Raw genomic sequence first — 20837 nt, 5'->3', positions numbered from 1 at the left:
GTTTTCAGCGGGTAGTTTTCAGCGGTGGCGTTCCACGTGACCAGGGTGCGCTCGCGCTCGGCGGCCGCCAGCAATGGCAGTTCGGCCACCGGTTGTTGCGGTTGCTCGACGATGCCTTGCAACAGATTGATGAAGTGGGTCGACAGCCGCTCGATGGTCGAGCGCTCGAACAGGTCGGTGTCGTACGCCAGGGAAACCATCAGCCCCTGCGCGGTCTCGCTGGTATCCAGCACCAGGTCGAACTGCGCCGTGGCACTGTCCCAATGCAGCGGCTCGACACGCAGGTCACCCCAGTTCCGCTCGGCGCGCGCAGCGTACTGGTGGTTGAACAGCACCTGGAACACGGGGCTGTGGCTAAGATTGCGTTCCGGTGCCAGGGCCTCGACCAGTTGCTCGAACGGCAGGTCCTGGTGGGCCTGGGCCTGCAGCGCCGCCTGCCGGGTCTGGCGCAACAGGACGTCAAAGCCCTGCCCGCCATCGACATGGGCACGCATCACCTGGGTATTGACGAAGAAACCGATCAGCCGCTCAGTTTCAGCCCGAGTGCGGTTGGCCACCGGTATGCCGACGCGGATGTCGGCCTGGCCGCTGTAGCGGTGCAGCAAGGCCTGGAACGCTGCCAGCAGCAACATGAACAAGGAAGCATCCTGAGTCTTGGCCAGCTGTTGCAGGCCATGGCTCAGTTCAGCCTCGAGCGGGAAGTCCAGGCGGGCACCACGCAGGCGCCGTTGAGCCGGGCGTGGCCGGTCGAACGGCAGCTCGAGCACGACCTGCTCACCGCCCAGCTGCGCCATCCAGTAATCGAGCTGGCGCGCACGCTCGCCACCGTCTAGCCACTGGCGCTGCCAGGCCGCGTAGTCGGCGTACTGCACAGGCAACGGCGCACTGTGTTCGCCGTGGTAGCCCTGCAGCAGCTCTTCGACCAACACCTCCAGGGAGGCGCCGTCGGAAACGATATGATGCTGGACGATGACCAGCACATGATCCTGCTCGCCCATGGCCAGCAACTTGACCCGCAGCAACGGCCCTCGCACCAGGTCGAATGGCGCCCGCACCTGGGCATCGACCCAAGCCGCCAGCGCCACATCGTCCAGCTCGCCTGGGTGCTCGATCACGATTGGCAGCGCCAGGTGCGGATGAATATGCTGTCGCAGTATCCCCGTGGTGTCATCGAAGGTGGTGCGCAATGGTTCGTGACGGGCGATGACCCGGTCGAATGCCGACTGCAACGCCGACAACTCGAGCGGCCCCCGCACACGCAACGCCGCCGGAACGTTGTAGGCGGCGCTCTGTGGGTCCAGCCGCCAGAGGAACCACTGGCGCTCCTGGGCATAGGACACGGCCATCGCAGGCGTGCGCGGCAATACCGCAATCGCCGCTGCCGCCCCCTGGCCCAGCTCGGCGCAACGGTCGGCGAAGGCCCCCAGGGTCGGCTGCTCGAACAACTGCCGCAGGGGCACTTCGAGCCCGAGCCCTTGGCGAATGCGCGCGATGACCTCGGTCGCCAGCAACGAGTGGCCACCAAGGCTGAAGAAACTGTCGGCAAGGCCGACGCGCTCGACCTGCAAGGCCTGCGCCCAGATCGTCGCCAGTTGTGCTTGCAACGGCGTGCGCGGCGCTTCGTAGACCTGCTGGGCGGCACTGAAGTCCGGCGCCGGCAAGGCCGCGCGGTCGAGCTTGCCGTTGTTGTTCAACGGCAGCCGTTCCAGCACCAGCAGGTGGGCGGGGATCATGTAGTCAGGCAGCGCCTGGCCCAAGGCAGCCCGTACGCCCTGTAGCCAGTCAACGGACGGCGTGGCCTGAGCAGCGACCAGGTAGGCCACCAGTTGGGGCCCGGTCGGCCCGGCGAGGGCCAGCACCGCCGCCTCGCGCACCGACGCCAGCCCTTGCAGGCAGGCCTCGATCTCGCCCATCTCGATACGCATGCCGCGAATCTTCACCTGATGATCGATACGCCCTACGTACTCCAGTACCCCGGCCTGGGTATAACGCGCCAGATCGCCGCTACGGTACAGGCGTGCGCCAGGCTGTTCGGCGAAGGGATCCGGCAGGAAACGCTCGGCGGTCAACCCCGGGCGGTCGAAGTATTGCTGCGCCAGGCAGTTCGGCGCACCGATGCACAGCTCGCCGACGCCATCGCTGGGCAACAGTTGGCCGGCACTGTCCAGCACATACAGCGAGCGGCCGGCGATGGCTTGGCCGATCGGCACGCCATACGCGTCCTGCGCATCTTCGAGGCGGCAGTCATGCACGCTGGAGACCACCGTCGCCTCGGTCGGGCCATAGGTGTTGACCAGGCTGATCCCGCCCAGCCCCGCCGCATGCCACAGGCGCAACCCTTCCACCGACATGGCCTCGCCGCCCACGTGCACCTGACGCAGCTTGCCCAGGCCGTGGCCTGGCCGCGCCGCGCAAGTCTTGGCCAGCATGTGCCAGTAGGCGGCCGGCAGGTCGGCCAGGGTCACGCCCTGCTCGACAATCAACCGCGCCAGCTGATCGGCGTCCCACAGTTCCTCGCCACGCATGATCAGCGCGGCGCCGACGCACAGTGGCGGATAGCACTGCTCGACGAAGCCGTCGAAACTGAAAGTGGCGAACTGCAGCACCCGGTCGTCGCGCTCAAGGCGGGAGTAGCCGGTAGCGCTGTAGCTGAACTCGCGCAGTGCCGCATGACTGATCGCCACCCCCTTCGGGCGCCCGGTGGAACCGGAGGTGTAGATGACATAGGCGAGCTGCTCGGCGGCGACCTGCACATCCGGGTCGTGGTCGCCACACTGCGCGACCTGCTCGCCCAACATCCCCAGCTCCAGGCGGCGCAGCCCCGCCGGCAGCGCCAACTCGACCAGCAGGCCGTCGTCGCACAACAACAGGTCCAGACGGCTGTCCTCGACCATGTAGGCCAGCCGTTCATGCGGATACTGCGGATCCAGCGGCACATAGGTCGCGCCGCTCTTGAGCACGGCAAGCAGGCTGACGATCAGCTGCGGGCCACGGCGCAGGGCCAGGCCGACACGCTGGCCAGGGCGTACACCCTCGGCGATCAGTGCATGCGCCAGGCGATTGGCCTGGCCATCGAGCTGGCCATAGCTCAGGCGCAGCTCGCCACATTGCAAGGCCAAGGCCTGTGGCTGGCGCGCGGCCTGTGCCGCGATACGCTGGTGAACCAGTTCCTGGCTCGGCAACGCCAGTGCGCGGCCTTGGCTGAAGCCAAGCACCTCGGCCTGCACCTGATCGTCGAGCAGGCCCAGCGCGCCTACCGGCGCCGCCGGCGTGGCGACCATCTGCGCCAGCACCTGACGTAGCCCGGCGCACAGCTGACCCACCTGCTCTGCCGCGAACAGCGCAGGGTCGTAGCCGAACGCCAGGCTCACCCCATCACCGAGCTCGATGCCGATGGTCAGCGGGTAGTGGGTGCGCTCGTGATTGCTCACCGCGCCGAAACGCAGGCCGGCAGGCGCGCCCTGGCGCAGCGCCTCGGCCACCGGGAAGTTCTCGAACACCAGCAGGCTGTCGAACAGCGCCGCGCCCTGCTGGCCAGCCCACCCCTGGATGGCATACAGCGGCACATGCTCGAATTCACGCAGGCCCAGGTTGAAGTCCTGCACGTCGGCCAGGTAACCGGCCACCTGGCGATCAGGCGCGGCATCGATCAGCACCGGCAAGGTATTGATGAATAACCCGAGCTGGTCGTCGATGCCCGGCAATGGCGCCGAGCGTCCGGACACCGTGGCGCCGAAGGCCACGCAGGCTTGCCCGGTCAGGCGCTGTAGCAACAGCCCCCAGGCCGCCTGGAACAGCGTGTTCAAGGTCACCTTGTGCTGACGGGCAAAACGCTCCAGTTCGGCGGTCTGCGCGGCGTCGAGGCGGGCGAGGTACTCACCCTCGCCTTGCGCGTCGGCGGGGCGACGCAGGGCCTGGGCGAGCAGCGTCGGCGCCTGCAAGGCGCCGAGACGGGCTTTCCAGAAACGCTCGCCGGCACTGGCGTCCTGGCGTTGCAGCCACGCCAGGTAATCATGGAAACGGCCGGCCGGCGCTGACGTGCGCTCGCCGACGTAGTGCTGGATCACCTGGGCCAGTAGCTGGGCATTGCTCCAGCCATCCAGGAGGATGTGATGGCAGGTGTAGACCAGGTGCCAGTCGTCGGCCCCGGTACGCACCAGCAGCAGCCTGAACAAGGGTGCGCGGGACAGGTCGAAACCCGCCTCGTGCTCGGCCCGAGCCAGTGCATCGAGGTCTGCCGCAGGTTCGTCGACGATGCGCAGCGGCAGTGGCAACTGACGCTGGACGATCTGGTGGGCACTGTCCAGGCCCTGCCAGTGAATGCTGCTGCGCAGGATCTCGTGACGCGCCAGGGCCGCCTGCCAGGCCTCGCCGAAGCGTTCCAGGTCCAGGCCGCCGATATCCAGGCGCAACTGGTTGATGTAGGCGCCGCCCTGGGTTTCATACAGCGAGTGGAAGAACATGCCCTGCTGCATGGGCGACAACGGGTAGAGGTCTTCGATCTCGTGGCCGGGCACCGGCAATGCATCCAGTTGCGCCTGAGTAATGCGCGCCAACGGGAAGTCCGACGGCGACGGTTGCCCGGCAGGCACGCCCAGGCAGTGCTCGATGAGCGCCTCCAGCTCCTGGTCATAGGCCGTGGCCAGCGCCTGGATCGTGTCGGTGTCGAACATCGCCAGGCTGAAGCCCCATTGCAGCGACAGCTCGCCGTTGTAGACCTGTCCTTCCAGCGTCAGCCAGTTGGCCAGCGGCGCGTCCGGGTCCTGGCCGTCGCCACCGCGCTCGGTGGCCGGCGCCAGCAAGGCCTGGGCATCGAACTGGCTGTCGAACTGGCCCAGATAGTTGAAGGTGATGCGCGGCGCGTCGAGCGTCGCCAGGGCCTCCCGCACCGAGGCGTCACCCAGGTAACGCAGTACGCCGTAGCCCATGCCTTTGTCCGGCACCGCGCGCAGCTGTTCCTTGATGGCCTTGATCGAGTCGCCATGATCGGCGCGTGGGGCCAGGCGCAGTGGATAGAGGCTGGTGAACCAGCCGACGCTGCGGGTCAGGTCGATGCCGTCGAACAGCTCTTCGCGGCCATGCCCCTCCAGCTGCACCAGCGCCGCCTGGCTGCCGCTCCATTGGCAGATGACACGTGCCAGGGCGGTCAGCAGCAGGTCGTTGACCTGGGTGCGATAGGCTGCGGGCGCGACCTGCAGCAACTGACGGGTGCGCTCGCGGGACAGACGCGACGCCAGTTTGGCCCCATGGCGGTTGCTCACCGGCGCGTCCGGCCTGTCGCACGGCAGTGCGCCATCGCCGCGCTGCGCTTGCCAGTAGGGCAATTGTCCGAGGAACGCCGGCACCTGCTCGTGCAGTTGCGCAGACCAGGCCTGGTAGCTGCTGGTGCGCGGCGCCAGCGACAGCGGCTGCCCGGCCAGGCGCTGGGCATAAGCCTGCTCCAGGTCCTCCAGGAGAATACGCCAGGACACGCCGTCGACCACCAGGTGGTGGATGACCAGCAACAGGCGCTGCTCGCCTTGCGGCAAGTCGACCAGCATGGCGCGCAACAGCGGTCCACTGCCCAGGTCGAGGCTGCGCTGGGCATCGTCGCAGAGCGTCGTCAGCGCCTGGGCATCCGCAGCCTGGCGCTGCCACAGCTCGACCTGCGCGACCGGCGCGCCATAGTGCTGCCGCCAGCCTTCGGCGGCGGGCTCGAAGCGCAGCCGCAGGGCGTCATGGTGGTTGACCACATCGCCCAAGGCATCGACCAGCGCCTGGGCCTGCAACGGTTGCCGGGCGCCGAGCAGCAATGATTGATTCCAGTGCTGGCGGACCGCAATGGCCTGTTCGAAGAAATGTCGCTGCACAGGGCTAAGCGCCACCTCGCCGGTGGCCGGCGCCTGCTCAACCGTCAACGATGGCTGGCGTCCGACCGCGCCGGCCAGGCCGCGCACGGTCTGGAACTGGAACAGGTCGCGCGGGCTGAACTGCAGGCCCTGGCGTCGAGCGCGGCCAACCACCTGGATGGCGATGATCGAATCGCCGCCCAGCTCGAAGAAGTTGTCGTCCAGACCGACCTCGGCCACGCCCAGCACCTCGCTCCAGACCTGCGCCAGGGTACGCTGCACATCGGTTTGCGGCGCCACGTAGGCGCCGCGCGGAGCGGCATCCGGTTGCGGCAGGGCCTTGCGGTCAAGCTTGCCGTTGGGGGTCAGCGGGAAGTGCTCCAGCGGCATCAGGTGGCTGGGCACCATGAATTCCGGTAGTGCCTGCAGCAGCCAGTCCTTGAGCCCTTGCTGCCAGCCGTCTGGCGTTTCATCGAGCACCAGGTAGGCCACCAGTTGCTTGCCGTCCAGCGCCAACACCACGGCCTCGCGCACCCAGGCATGCTGGGCCAGGCGCGCCTCGATCTCGCCCAGTTCGATGCGCAGGCCACGGATTTTCACTTGATGATCGAAACGCCCCAAGTACTCGATCACGCCATCCACACGCTGGCGAACCCGGTCGCCGGTACGGTACAGACGCTGTCCGACAACGAAGGGGTCGGCAACGAAGCGCTCGGCGGTCAACCCCGGACGCCGGTGGTAACCACGGGCCAGGCCAATGCCACCCAGATAGAGTTCGCCGGCAACGCCCGGCGCCACCGGCTCGAGGCCAGCATCGAGCACATAGGTGCGGATGTTGGCGATGGGCTGGCCGATGGGCACGCTGTCGCGGCCTTCGTCGATGCAGGTCCAGTGCGTGACGTCGATAGCCGCCTCGGTGGGGCCGTAGAGGTTGTACAGCGCCGCCGCCGGCAGCTTGCCGAACACCTGCAGCTGCGCATCCACCGGCAATGCCTCGCCGCTGCAGACGATGCGGCGCAGGCTGTCGCAGGTCTCGACACCGGGCTCGTGGATGAAGGCCTGGAGCATCGAGGGCACGAAATGCAGGGTGCTGACCTGATGGCGACGAATGGTCTCGATCAGGCGCGTCGGATCCCGGTGGTCACCGGGTGCGGCCACGGCCAGCCGAGCACCGGTCATCAGCGGCCAGAAGAACTCCCAGACCGAGACGTCGAAGCTGAACGGGGTCTTCTGCAGCACCGTGTCACCGGCGCCCAGGCCATAGGCTTCCTGCATCCAGTGCAGGCGGTTGGCCAGGGCTTCATGGCTGTTGCCGGCGCCTTTCGGCCGGCCGGTGGAGCCGGAGGTATAGATGACATAGGCCAGCTGCCGTGGGTCGTTCGCCACCTGGGGCGGGCTGTCTGGCTGGTCGTCCAGCGTCAGTTGGTCCAGGGCGATGCACTGCACGTCACCGGGCACCGGCAGGCTGCCCTGCAGCGCCTGCTGGGTCAGCAGCAGGCGAATGCCGCTGTCCTCGATCATGTAGGCCAGGCGCTCCTCGGGGTATTCCGGATCCAGCGGCACGTAAGCCGCACCGGCCTTGAGGATCGCCATCAGCCCGACGACCATTTCTACGCTGCGCAGCACGCTGATACCCACCAGGCTGTCGGCTCCGGCGCCTTGCACACGCAGGAAGTGAGCCAGGCGGTTGGCGCGGGCATCGAGCTGCGCATAGCTGAGCGCGGTATCACCGAACACCAGCGCCGGGGCGTCTGGCGCGTGGCGCACCTGATCCTCGAACAGCTGGTGCACGCCGCGCCCGAGCGGATAATCGCGGGCGGTGGCGTTCCAATCCTCCAGCACTGTGCGACGGCTGGCGTCATCGAGCATCGGCAGCTGCCACAGCGCGCTGTGCGGCTGGCTGACCAGGGCCTGCAGCAGGGCCTGCCAGTGTGTCGCCATGCGTTCGATGGTGGCGGCCTGGAACAGGTCGCTGGCGTAGGTGAAGGCGGCGTGCAGGGTGCCACCCTGCTCGTAGGTGTCCAGGCTCAGGTCGAACTGGGTGGTGCGGCTGCGCCATGCCAGGGGCGACAGTTGCAGCCCCGAGGCCAGGGTCACGGTGGCCAGGTCGGCGACTTGCGGCTGGTGGTTGTACATCACCTGGAACAGCGGCGCATGGCTCAGGCTGCGCTCGACCTTGAGCGCCTCGACCAGGCGTTCGAATGGCAGGTCCTGGTGCGCCTGGGCACCGAGTATGACCTGCTTGATGCCTTGCAGGTAGGCCAGCACATCGAGGTGCGCGTCCGGCCGCACACGCAACACCTGGGTGTTGACGAACAAACCGATCAGCCCTTCGACTTCGGCGCGGTTGCGGTTGGCCACCGGGCTGCCGATACGCAGGTCGGGCTGGCCAGTATAGCGTTGCAGGAGCAAGCCGAACGCGCCAAGCATGACCATGAACGGCGTGAGGTTATGCTGGCGGGCGAAGCCGCGCAGCCGCTCGGCCAAGGCCGCATCGACCGCGAACGAGCGGCGCTCGCCGCTGAAACTCGGGGTCGCCGGACGGGCATTATCCAAGGGCAGCTCGAGCACGGGCTGCTCATCGCCCAACTGCGCCTGCCAGTACGCCAGCTGCCGTGCCAGTTCGCCGGCTTCCAGCCAGCGGCGCTGCCACAGGGCATAGTCGACGTACTGGATCGGCAGGTCCGGCAGTTGCGGCGCATGGCCAGCGGCGAAGGCGTCGTAGCAGCGGCTGAACTCGTCGATCAGCACGTTCATCGACCAACCGTCGGAAACAATGTGATGCAGGGTCAACAGCAGCACATGTTCCTGCTCGGCCAGGCGCAGCAGACGCACGCGCAGCAGCGGCCCTTGCGCCAGGTCGAATGGACGCAATGACTCGGCCTCGGCTTCTGCACGCACCTGCGCTTCGCACTCGTCCTCATCCCACTGACGCAGGTCGACACGCTCGATCAAGGCCTCGCCGACCGGGCGATGGACCTGGAGCAGACTGTCGTCAGGCTGGACCTCGAATACTGTGGTCAGGCTCTGGTGACGCGCCAGCAGGCTGGCGAACGCCTGCTCCAGCGCGGACTCGTCCAGTTGCCCGGTCAGACGCACCGCGCCTGGCAGGTTGTAGGCGCCGCCCTGGGGGTCCATCTGCCAAAGTACCCACATGCGCTGCTGGGCATAGGACAACCCTTGGCGGTCCGGCGCCTGGACCCCGGCCGGAATGGGGAACTGGGAAAAGTCGATGCCCTCCCTGGCCAGGGTCTCGAGGAACACGCCGCGTTTCTCCTGCGGCAGTTCAATGAAACGGCGGGCCAGTAGCAGGGACTTTTCGGCATTCATCAGATTGCTTCCGTACGAGTGAGGTATCGGGCGGGGCCCGGCTATCCCTACGAAACGGATACAACCTGAAAAAAATTAATGCCACCGCGCCCCTGACGGCAGTTGCAGACACACCACATTCCACGGCCAGCCATTCGATTTATCTCACTCATCGTTGTCGGTGAATTTCTGGGTCAATCTCGGGCGTGGCTGACAAGCCAACAGCGAGGCGTTAATTTGCCGTCGCGGCGGCTCGTTTACCGAGAAAGCCGCCCTGCAAGAGGACCTTCGCATGTCCAGCCCCGCCCGCATCACCCAGGCACTCCAGCAAGGCCTGCGCCGCCTGGTCGGCAGCCACAGCCCGGCTGCCAGCGCCTACCGCCTGTTCGACCTACAGCTCAAGCAACGCATCACCCTTTCCCCATCACTTGCACGCCTGGTGTTCACCGGCCCGGATGTGGCCCAGATGGCCACCCTGGCCCCCGACCAACGGGTCAAGCTGTTCTTTCCCGCCCCAGATGGTTCGCTGCCTGTACTTCCCGCCGATGCCCACTGGAAAACTGCGCACAGCGCCTTGCCGCCAGCACAGCGCCCACCCATGCGTACCTACACCATCCGCGCGCTGCGTCGGGAAGCACTGGAAGTCGATGTAGATTTCGTGCTGCATGGCGTCAACGGCCCTGCTTCGGCTTGGGCCAGCCATGCCCAGGTGGGTGACCGCCTGCAGATGGTCGCGCCCAACCTGGCCTATGCCGGTGACCCCGGCGGTTATGAATGGAAGCCACCCCAGGGGGTGCGCAACGTACTGCTGGTGGGTGACGAAACGGCACTTCCGGCGATTGCCGGCATCCTTGAGCAACTGGCAGAGACCCAGCCCGAGCTTGCGGTGCAGGCGTTCATCGAGGTGCCGTTGGAAGCTGATTGCCTGGATCTGCGCCATGGCGATGCCACCGAACTGCATTGGCTGCCGCGCGAGCTGCTGGGCTGCGCGCATGGCCAGGCCATGCAGCATGCCGTGCGCGAACTGGCCAGCCTGCCACAGGAGCCTGCCGCACCACGGGCGAAGCTGGAAGAAGTGGACATCGACACACGGATCTTGTGGGAACAGGCCAGTAGCTCCAGCAGTGCGTTCCATGCCTGGGTCGCGGGGGAATCGGCGACGGTAATGGATATTCGCCGGTATCTGATCAAGGAGCGCGGGCTGCAACGAGAGTGCCTGACCCTGATGGGTTATTGGCGGGCCGGGCGGACCTTTGATTGACTTGAGTTAGCCTGGGGGCGCTTTGCGCCCCCGGCAATGGTTCAGACTGCCGCGATCAACGCCTCGGCAAACCGCTGCGCCACCTCGTCGATCTGCTCGCCACTGATAATCAACGGGGGCAGGAAACGCACCACCGCCCCATGTCGCCCACCCAACTCCAGGATCAGGCCGCGCTTGAGGCACTCGCGCTGCACCTTAGGCGCCAGGTCGCGGTTAGCCGGCGGGTGGCCCAGCGCATCAGGCTGGCCTTGTGGGTCGACCAGTTCCACTCCGAGCATCAGCCCACGCCCGCGAATGTCACCCAACTGCGGATAGTCCTGCTGCAACTGCAGCAGGTGCTTGCGCAAGCGCAGCCCCATAGCCTCGGCATGGTCGGCCAGGCGATGCTCGACCAAGTAATTGATCACCGCCGAACCCGCGGCCATGGCCATCTGGTTGCCACGGAAAGTGCCAGCATGTGCGCCCGGCTTCCAGGTATCCAGCCAGTCGCGGTACACCACCACCGCCAACGGCAGGCTGCCGCCAATGGCCTTGGACAGCGTGACCACGTCCGGGACGATGCCGGCATGTTCGAAGGCGAACATGCGCCCGGTGCGGGCAAAGCCGCTCTGGATCTCGTCGAGGATCAGCGCCACACCGGCCTGCTCGGTGATACGGCGCACACCCCTGAGCCATTCGATATCGGCCGGGATCACACCACCCTCGCCCTGCACCACCTCAAGGATCACCGCCGCCGGCAGTGGCACGCCGCTTTCCGGGTCGAGCAGCAGGTTTTCCAGGTAATGCAGGTTGGCCTTCACCCCGGCTTCGCCGCCCAAGCCGAACGGGCAGCGGTAGTCGTACGGGTAAGGCATGAACTGCACGCCGTTGCCGAGCAAGGCCCCCAGTGGCTGTTTCGGCCCATGGCTGCCCATCAGGCTCAGCGCGCCTTGGCTCATGCCATGGTAGGCGCCCTGGAAGGCCAGCACGGTGCTGCGGCCGGTGGCGGTGCGCACCAGCTTGAGCGCAGCCTCGACTGCATCAGTGCCGGTCGGGCCACAGAACTGCACCTTGGCCTCGCGGCGCAGCGCCTCGGGCAGGATGCCGAACAGGTCCTGGACGAAGCGGTCCTTGACCGGGGTGGTCAGGTCCAAGGTGTGCAGCGGCAACTCGTCAGCCAGCACCCGCTGGATCGCCTCGACCACCACCGGGTGGTTGTGGCCCAGGGCCAGGGTGCCGGCACCGGCCAGGCAGTCGATGAACTGGCGGCCTTCGACGTCTTCGACGTGGATGCCACGGGCACGCCTGAGCGCCAGCGGGATGCGCCGCGGGTAGCTGCGGGCGTTGGATTCCTGCTGTTGCTGGCGTTGCAGCAAAGGCGAATCGGTGAATTCGTACAAGGGTTGCGGCACGCTGGCCGGTACAACCCGGGCAAGGCTGGAAGCGGTGGACATGGGTAAATCCTCGCGAGCAAGCGGATGGGCGGTTATCGCTTTGGAAACGCTTGAGTGGGGGGAGGATTTAGCGGTTGTTACGCGATTTTATCTTTGTCTGTGCCGGCCCTTTCGCGGGTAAACCCGCTCCTACAACAACCACACCGCCCGCGTAGGAGCGGGTTCACCCGCGAAGAGGCCAGCACAGGCAAACCCGCCCCCAAAGACCGCCACCCGCCCGTAGGAGCGGGTTCACCCGCGAAGAGGCCAGCACAGGCAAACCCACCCCCACAGACCGCACCGCCCGTAGGAGCGGGTTCACCCGCGAAGAGGCCAGCACAGGCGATAAACATCAATGCCCAGGACGCGCCGGTACCTGCAACAAGACCCGCAAGCCGTCACTACGGCTGTCAAAGCGCAGGCTACCGGCACACCGCTGCACGATCGCCTGCACAATCGCCAGCCCCAAACCGCAACCACCACTCTGCCCATTGCGCCAGAAGCGCTCGGTCAGGTGCTCCAGGTCCGCTTCAGCAATGCCTGGCCCATGGTCACGCACCATGAAGCCCACCTGGCCGTCCGCCATCTGCACCTCCAACTCCACGGCTTCATCGCCGCCATGACGCAAGGCGTTGTCCAGCAGGTTGCGCAGCGCTGCCACCGCCAACGGTGCCGGCATCCCCAGGTAGATTTGCGTCGCCTCCTCTGGCAAACGCAACACGATACGCCGGTTGTCGCCGCCGCCGGCATCCTGCACCGCCTGACGGGCCACCTGCTCGGCGCTGCACTGCACGCCATCCTCGAACGACAGGCTGCCTTCCACCCGCGCCAGCATCAGCAACTGCTCAAGCGTGCGGTGCATGCGGTCGGTGCCCTGCTCGGCATGCTCCAGCGCCTGCTCGCGCACTGCACCGTCGGTCATGCGCGCCACCTGCAGGTGGGTCTTGATCGCGGTCAGCGGGCTGCGCAGTTCATGCGCGGCATCGTCGGTCAGGCGCCGCTCACGCTCGAGGGTCTGGGCAATGCGCAGGAACAGCTGGTTCTGGGTCTCCAGCAACGGCTGCAACTCGCTGGGCATGCCCGCCACCTGCAGCGGCTCGACACTGTCCGCACGCCTGCGGCGCAACGCATCACGCATGCGGTTGAGCGGCTCCAGGCCCTTGCCAAGGCCGATCCACAACAGCCCCAGGCTGCCGAGCAGGGCCATCAGTACCGGCGCCGATGCCGCCAGCAGAATCGACTGGTTCAGCGCCTCGCGCTCCATGTGCCGGTCGGCCGTGGTGATGCGCACATCGCCGTGGTTGTAGGTAAAGGTGCGCCAAAGCGCATCGTCGATGGTCTGGTCACGAAACCCGCTGCGCTCGTCGTCCATGGCGCCATCGTGCTTGTGGTTGCTGGCGAGGATCTCGCCACGCAGCGAGCTGACCTGGCAGGCCATGCCATCCGGTACGCTGAACTGGTCGGCGGAAAAATGCGCCTCCCCGCCCTTGGCGGTCAGCGGCTGCGGCAGTTGGTCGATCAGCCCGGCGACCATACGCGCCGACGCCACCAGCCGCTGGTCGAGGGAAAACATCATCTGCTGGCGCAGGTCACGCAGCATCCACGCCGCGGCCAGCGCCCAGATGATCACGAAGGCACTGCCGAGGATCAGGCTCAGGCGCACCCGCAGGCTCATGATGCGGCCTCTTGCGGTGCCTGCGCCGGGCCCAGCCGGTAGCCCAGGCCACGCACGGTCTCGACAATGCCGTTACCCAGCTTGCGCCGCAGGTGGTGGATGTGCACGTTCAGGGCGTTGCTCTCGACTTCGTCGCTGAAACCATACACGCAGTCTTTCAGTTGCTCGCTGGACAGCACGCGCCCGGGGTTCTGCAGCAGCGCCTGGAGCAGGGCCTGCTCACGGCGGGACAGGTCGACATGCTGGCCGGCCAAGGTCGCCTCGCAGCTACTCGGGTCATAGCGCAGCGGGCCGTGCTCGATCACGTTCACCGCCCGCCCGGCCACCCGCCGCAGCAAGGTATGCAGGCGTGCGGCCAGCTCGCGCAGATCGAAGGGCTTGAGCAGGTAATCGTCGGCACCGGCCTGCAGGCCATCGACACGATCGGTGACGGCATCGCGGGCGGTGAGCACCAGTACCGGCAGGGTCTCGCCTTTTTCGCGCAGGCGGCGCAGCAGCTTGAGGCCGTCTTCGTCGGGCAGGCCGAGGTCGAGAATCATCACGTCAAACTGCGCGGCCTGCAGCATCGCCCGCGCAGCAGCGGCGTTACCCACCCGGTCCACAGTCAGGCCCTGGGCGGTGAGGCCGGCGCAGATGCCGGCGGCGATCAGGTCGTCGTCCTCGCAGAGCAGAACGTGCATGGTGGGGCTCCCGGAGTGGTGTGGCTGTTATTGCACCTTGGGCGGATTAAGGGGGGATTATGGACCTTTTGTGGGGGGTGGGGGGTTCGACTTGGGTGTGGTGAGGGGCCGGGTTGTTCGTCGTGACATCTGCGAACACCTGCCACAGGCGCCGCGGACGCTATGGCGAACACCTTGGCCCTACATCAACCCCTGCGGGGTATCCACATCCAGCAACACCCCAGCATCCTCCACCTCAACCACAACACAACAATCCCGCTGCGCCTGCACCACCGCCCGCGCCCCTTCATCGCCGGCCAATAGCCCCAGCGCCGGCCAGAAATCGCGCCCAAAAATCACCGGGTGGCCCTGCTGCCCGGCATGGCGTGGCAACACAATGTTCGAAGCGCTGGAAGCCTCGGCCAAGCGGCGCAAGGTAGCCAACTCGATCCACGGCATATCACCCAACAAGATCGCCACCGCCTGTGCCTGGCTGTCGCCCAACGACCCGACCCCGGCCGCCAGGCTGTGCCCCATGCCCGCTGCCGCATCCGGGCTGACGATCACTCGGTAACCGCCAGGCAAACCGAAATCCCCGCCCTGCTCGCCCGCGCGCAACACCACACGCACATCATCAAACACCGCCCGTGCCCGCTCCGCGCTATGCGCCAGCAAACTGCGGCCATCCGCCAGGGTCGCCCGGCGCTTGTCAGCGCCGAAACGCGTGCCGCGCCCCGCCGCCAGCACCAGCGCAACCACGCTCACAGCGCCGCCCGCTCGATGCCGTTGCGCACACGAAGGATATCGGCCAGTACCGCCAGGGCGATCTCGGCCGGGGTCTTGCTGCCCAGGTTCAGGCCAATCGGCGCATGGATGCGCGCCAGCTCGTCGCAACCCAGGCCACCAATTCGCTGCAAGCGTTCGCGACGCTTGTCGGAGGTGGCCTTGGAGCCCATCACGCCGATGTAGAACGCTTCGGTCCGCACGGCTTCAAGCATGGCCAGGTCATCGATTTTTGGATCATGGGTCAATGCCACCACTGCCGTGTCGGCATGGCAACCGCCATTGGCGATGAATTCCGACGGTAGCTCGCGGCGCACCTCAATGCCATTCAGCACTACGCCGTCGAGTACTTCATCACGCGGCTCGCAAAGGATGACCTCAAAACCCATGCCCCTGCCGAATTCAACGCAAAAATGCGCCACGCTGGAATAACCGGCCAGCAGCAGCCGCTGGGCGGCGCTGACACGCAAGCGCACCCGGGCATTTTCCCGTTCCACCCGTGGCCCCTGACTATGGTCATCGAACAGCTGGCGGGTACCCATAGGCAGGCTCACCTCACGCAGTACCCGGCGCTGGCCCTGCAGCGCACGTTCCAGCTCACGCAGATGCGCCTGCACCTCGCATTCAACCGGCAGGTTCTCCACCAGTACTTCAAGCACACCGCCACACGGCAGGCGAACGCGCGAACGCGGGTCGCTGCCGTCGCCATAACGCACGATGGCAACCGGCTCCGGGAATTCCCCCAGGGCCACGCGTTCGAGAAAGTCGTCTTCGACACAGCCACCGGACAGCGAGCCCAGCCACTGGCCGCTGGCGTTCACCGCCAGCAGCGAACCCGGCGCACGCGGCGCCGAGCCGTAGGTGGCGAGCACCGTGCACAACCATACCCGCTGGCCGTCGCAGGACCACTGCAAAGCCTGACGGATCACCTGTAGATCGAGATGCTGCACGCTTTACTCCGCCTTCAGCTCGGCGAGCTGCTGTAGGTTCAGGTCGCCGGGCAATCCACCCCAGGCCTGGCGCAGGTAGTTGACCATATCTATCACCTGTTGGTCATCAAGCTTGTCGGCAAAGCCCGGCATCGGCTGCATGCGCTCGAAGCCGGTGAACTGCTGTTCACGGATGCCTTCGAGGACCACCTTGACCAGATTGCGCGAGTCGGCCTGGCGCAGCACGGTGTTGCCGCGCATGGCTACGGCGATGTGCGGCTTGCCCTCGCCGTCGACCCCATGGCAGCCGGCGCAGACGTTCAGGTACTGCTGGTGGCCCCGCTTGGCACTGTCGCTCATCTGCTCCAGGGCAACGGACTCGATAGCCTTGGCCGGCGGCGGCTGGTCGCCCAGCAGGTAGGTGGCCATGGCCGCAAGGTCTGCATCTTCCAGGTGCTGGGTGCTGTGGTGCACCACCGGGAACATCTCGTTGAACATGCTGCCCTGGGCGCTGATGCCGTGCTTGAGGAAGGTGGTCAGGTCCGGCTGGGTCCAGCCGCGCTCGGCCAGGTCCTGGGCCAGCAGGCTTGGCGCCAGGTAGCCACCCAGCAGGCCGCCGCTCAGGCGTTGGTCCTGCTGCAGCGCACCGATTGCATTGCGCGGGGTATGGCATTCGCCACAATGGCCCATGACCTCTACCATGTACTGGCCGCGCTGCCAGGCCGGGCTTTTACCCTCGGTCGGCTGCAGTTGCACGCTCTTGCCATACAGCATGTTCCAGCCGCTGAGCCCCATGCGCACATTGAACGGGAAGCGCAGCGCGGTCTGCGGTGCCGGGCGGTTGATCGGCGGTATGGTCATCAGGTAGGCGAGGATCGCGTCCGAGTCTTCACGCTTGATCAGGTGGTACGAGGTGTAAGGCATCGCTGGATAAAGGTTGGCGCCATCCTTGCGCTTGCCCTCGGTGACTGCGGCGAAGAACTCGTCGGCGCTGTAGTTGCCGATGCCATACTGTTTGTCCGGGGTGATATTGCTGCCATAAATGGTGCCGAACGGCGAATGGATCGGCAGGCCGCCCGCATACGGCGCGCCGCCTTCGGCGGTGTGGCAGGCCATGCAGTCGGCCGCGCGGGCCAGGTATTCACCGCGCTTGACCTGCGCATCGTCGGCCGCCAAGGCAAACGAACTGACAGCCAGCCCGAGGGCCAACGCCGAGGCGCTACGTACGAAGCCCATGTTCAACCCTCCTTGACCAGGCCGAGATCGTTGAGCACCTTGCGGGTGGCATCGTAGTAACGCACATAGCCTGTGCAGCGGCAGATGTGGTGACCGAGGCTGGCCTCGATGCGGTCCTCCACTTCGCTCTTCTTCAACGGCTGGCGCTGGGCCGTTTCCACCAGCACGGTAGCGGCATTGACGAAGCCTGGTGCGCAGTAGCTGCACTGGAAGGCGAACAGGTCGACGAACTTCTGCTGGATCGGGTTGAGCGTCAGGTTGCCGGCCTCGTCTTTCTTGGCATGGCCTTCGATGGTGCGAACCTTCTTGCCTTCGAAGTAATGCGCACCGGTGATGCAGGTGCGCACTTCTTCGCTGGTGCCGTCGGGGTTGTCGACGATCACCACGCAGGCGTGGCAGATGCCCTGGCCGCAACCCAGGCGCGAGCCGGTGAGGTTCTGGTGTTCGTGCAGGTAGTCGATCATCGCCAGGTCCGCGGGGACCTCGACCGGCCCGACCGGTTGACCATTGAGCGTCAGTTGCAGTGGACGGTTAGCCATTGAGGGCCTCCTTGATACGGGCTGGGGTGATGGGGAGATCGCGCACGCGCTTGCCGATGGCATGCGCGACGGCATTGCCGATGGCACCGACGACCGGGATCATCACCACTTCGGCGATGCCCTTGGAGGGGTCGGTCGGTGACAGCGGCGGGAGGATTTCGCTGGTCTGCTGCCACACCGCCACATCGCGCGCATGCGGCAGGCGGTAGCGGTTGAAGTTCCAGTCGCCCTCCCCGGGCCCACCCTCGTACAACGGCATTTCTTCGGTCAGTGCATGGCCAATGCCCATGGCGATACCGCCTTCGAGCTGGCCCTTGACCAGTTCCGGCACCAGCACCCGGCCACACTCGACCCAACTGTGGTGGTTGAGCACCTGCGTCTCCAAGGTGCCTTTGTTGACCTTGACCTCGACGATGGTCGCCACCGGGCTGTAGTAGGTGACCATGGCGTTGTTCAGCTGGGTGTCGGGGTAGGCTGCATTCTGCCGGTCGAGCAGGTGATAGCCATGGCTGCCCATCTGCGCCTTCTTGGCATTCACCGCACCATCGCCGTATTTCACCGCCATGGCATCGAGCGGGAAGCGCTCGCGCACGCCATCGATGACAAAGTCGGCCTCGGCCCAGCTCCAGCGGTTGAAGCCGTGCACGCTCACGCCAGTGACCAGCCCCATGTCGTGGGCCTTCTGCGCCAGCTGGGCAAACGGAATCGGCGCCAGGCCGTTGCCGGTCAGCTCACCGTTGACCCACACCGCATTTTCGCGGCGCACCACCAGCGGGTTGGCCTGGCCGCCGTGCGGGCCTTGGCTCCAGATCGCCATGGCCGCCGGCCACAGCCCATGATTGAACAGCACACGCGCCGCTTCGCGGGTGGCATGGCTGAAGTAGAAGGCCGAGTTGGTCGCCGACGACGGCGACGCCAGCTTGCCGACCCAGCGCGGGTTGCGCAGCGCGGCGTCCTGTTCGGGCTGACTGATCAGGTAGGGGTTGCCGCTGGTGGTCAGCTGCAGCTCCGGCCATTCGGTGACCGCGGTCTTCACCTCGTCGGCCGAACGGCCAAGGAAGTCGCTGACCACCAGTGCTTGGGAAGTGGACATACCAGTGCCCAGCTCGGTGCCGATGTGGCGCAGGCTGATGCGGCCATCGGCGCTGAACTCGACACTGGCCATCGGCGCCTCGGAGCCTGTGCCGAAGTCCTTCTGGCAGATGGCGAAGCCGACGCCGTACCAGTGGTCCGGGTCCTTGGCGTCCATCTGTTGCTTGCGTGCATCGCGGTTGCGCCACCACTCGTGCACAGCGGCCTTGTCGAGGATCTCGTAAAGGCGCAGGGCGCCGGCCGGGACCGCACCCTGGGTGTTCTTCATGCCCGATTTCAGCGCGTTGGCGCGGCGTAGGTCGATAGCATCGACCCCCAGGCGGCCAGCGATCTCATCCACCATCATCTCGGTGGCCGCCATGCTCTGCAGGGTGCCGTAACCGCGCATGGAACCGGCCTCGACGCCACGGGAGTAGTAGGCGGTCACCGACAGGTCGTTCTGTGGCATGTAGTAGATCGACTGGGCAGCAGTGGCGCCCACGGCGGCCACCGACGGGCTGTAGTTGATGCGCCCGCCGCCGTCGCAGCTCATGTCGGCGCGGAAGATCTTGAAGCTGTTGTCCTTCTTGTCCACCGCCAACTGGTAGCGGATATCGAAGGCATGGCGCTTGATGCCGCTCTGGAACTGCTCGTAGCGGTCGTTGGCCAGGCGGATCGGCACGCCGGCGCCGTAAAGCGCAGCCACCGCGGCATAGAAGACGAAGATGTTGTTGTCTTTTGAGCCATAGCCCACGGTATAGCCCGGGTGCATGTTCAGCGTGTTCAGGGCAAAGCGCGACGGCTTGATCATGTGCACGCATTCCTGCGCCACTTCGAACGGGCACTGGGTGGCGACCACGAAGTGCAGCGTGCCCGTGGCCGGGTCATACCAGCCGTTACCGTTGTCCGGCTCCAGCGCGGCAGGTTCGATGGATGGCGTCTTGTAGCGCTCGTCGAACACCAGCCAGTCCTCGGGCGGGTTGTCCAGCTGCTCGGCCATGCGCTTGGCGTAGAACAACCCCTGTTCGGTCAGGTCGCCGTGCTGGTTGGGCTGCTTCGACCACACCGGCTTGCGGTTGAGAATGGTGGGGAACAGCATGGAGTTCTTCAGGCTGGAGAACTCATCGTCGTCGAACGGCGTGGCGCCACCCACCCGCACGAAGCGGAAGCTGCCATAAGGGTCGCGCTGGTACAGCGGCGCCTGGGCACCGTAGCGGATCGCCTGCTGATTGAACTGCAGCTTGCGCTTGGCCTGGCGGAAGCGCTCGAAGTCGTGCCAGATCAGGATCGCCACCGGGTGGCCGATGAACATCGGCACCTTGCCGGGCGGCAGCAGCGGGTCGGGCGAATGGGCCTCGGGCCAGGCAATGCCGTCCTGTTCGAGGTCGGCGGCGGTGACGATGCGGTCCGGCTGCAGGTCGCTGCCGAGCAGGCTGAGGTCATGGCCGGCATAAATCCGGTCGACCTTGGTCGCCTTGAGCAGCAGCGCATGACCTTGCTGCGCGGGCCAGCCGGGCATGTCCTTGGCGCGGATGTCGCGGGCGAATACTTTGTCGCCGCAGACCTTGGACAAGGCATCGTTACGGAAACGCGCCTTGCCGTCGTGGTTCATCCACTTCTGTGGCGAGGTGGTGACGCGCTCCTCCATCAACGCGGCGAAGGCCTGGCTGCCAAGTGGCGCCATGGTCACGCCGACACCAGCGACCAGGCCGCCTTGCAGGAAGGCGCGCCGGGAAATATCACGGTTGGACATGCTTGATCCTCTGGGCAGTTGGGCCTGCCCTTTCTTTTGATTCTTGGCCTGGCTTGAGAAAAGCTGACCTTGGCGTCAACTTTACAGCAATTGGGTGGGTAGAGGCAAAGTCAAGCCGACAATGTGTCGCGGTGTGTATAGGGCAAGGGGCGGAATTCGCGCTTTTGGCGGGTAGGTGTTTGGCGGGAAATTTTCAGCGGCTGGTAGGTGTTTGCCGGGAGATTTTCAGCGCCTGGTAGGTGTTCGCCGGGAGATTTTCAGCGCCTGTGAGATCGAGCGCCGCCCGCGCGGCGCTTCGCGGGTAAACCCGCTCCTACGTTTGTTTCGGGCCAGTCCCTCCTGCACCAGTCGCGCGCGACCGCCTTGTTTGTACGACGCGATA

Annotated in this window: 10 protein-coding genes; 1 reads left to right on the top strand and 9 read right to left on the bottom strand. The window is 66.1% G+C overall.

The genetic code is table 11. The features are described from left to right. On the bottom strand, positions 1-9158 hold a 9158-nt coding region (locus V7787_RS47020), incomplete at its 3' end, for an amino acid adenylation domain-containing protein (protein WP_336094625.1). Between the two features lie 271 nt (positions 9159-9429). On the opposite strand from V7787_RS47020, the gene V7787_RS47015 reads away from it, so the two are divergent. Next, positions 9430-10398, top strand: a complete 969-nt coding sequence (locus V7787_RS47015; RefSeq protein WP_064491659.1) for a siderophore-interacting protein — start codon at positions 9430-9432, stop codon at positions 10396-10398. A gap of 41 nt (positions 10399-10439) precedes the next feature. Here the strand turns inward: V7787_RS47015 and V7787_RS47010 are convergent, their stop codons facing one another. From V7787_RS47010 to V7787_RS46975, 8 genes are all read right to left on the bottom strand, one after another. Continuing rightward, entirely contained in the window at positions 10440-11831 is a 1392-nt protein-coding gene (locus tag V7787_RS47010; RefSeq protein ID WP_104886414.1) for an aspartate aminotransferase family protein, read from the bottom strand. 331 nt (positions 11832-12162) lie between these two features. Further along, positions 12163-13485, bottom strand: coding sequence for an ATP-binding protein (locus V7787_RS47005; protein ID WP_014590245.1), 1323 nt, complete (start codon positions 13483-13485; stop codon positions 12163-12165). Continuing rightward, entirely contained in the window at positions 13482-14165 is a 684-nt protein-coding gene (locus V7787_RS47000) for a response regulator (protein WP_004576176.1), read from the bottom strand. Before V7787_RS47000 ends, V7787_RS47005 begins: the two co-directional genes overlap by 4 nt. 180 nt (positions 14166-14345) lie before the next feature. Beyond that, positions 14346-14909 (bottom strand): nucleotidyltransferase family protein, encoded by a 564-nt coding sequence (locus V7787_RS46995; protein WP_014590244.1) that lies wholly within the window; start codon positions 14907-14909, stop codon positions 14346-14348. Next, complete coding sequence (locus V7787_RS46990) at positions 14906-15877, bottom strand: XdhC family protein (protein ID WP_336094624.1); 972 nt, start codon at positions 15875-15877, stop codon at positions 14906-14908. The genes V7787_RS46995 and V7787_RS46990 overlap by 4 nt, the downstream gene beginning before the upstream one ends. Positions 15878-15880: 3 nt before the next feature. After that, positions 15881-17092, bottom strand: a complete 1212-nt coding sequence (locus V7787_RS46985; RefSeq protein WP_020193764.1) for a cytochrome c — start codon at positions 17090-17092, stop codon at positions 15881-15883. Positions 17093-17094: 2 nt separating this feature from the next. Then, positions 17095-17631 (bottom strand): (2Fe-2S)-binding protein, encoded by a 537-nt coding sequence (locus tag V7787_RS46980; protein WP_003254265.1) that lies wholly within the window; start codon positions 17629-17631, stop codon positions 17095-17097. Beyond that, positions 17624-20455, bottom strand: coding sequence for a xanthine dehydrogenase family protein molybdopterin-binding subunit (locus V7787_RS46975; protein WP_336094623.1), 2832 nt, complete (start codon positions 20453-20455; stop codon positions 17624-17626). Before V7787_RS46975 ends, V7787_RS46980 begins: the two co-directional genes overlap by 8 nt. Positions 20456-20837: the final 382 nt, after the last annotated feature.

The sequence above is a fragment of the Pseudomonas sp. CGJS7 genome (assembly GCF_036961695.1).
Note: the sequence above shows the minus strand (reverse complement) of the source record. Positions and strands in the feature narration are given on the sequence as shown.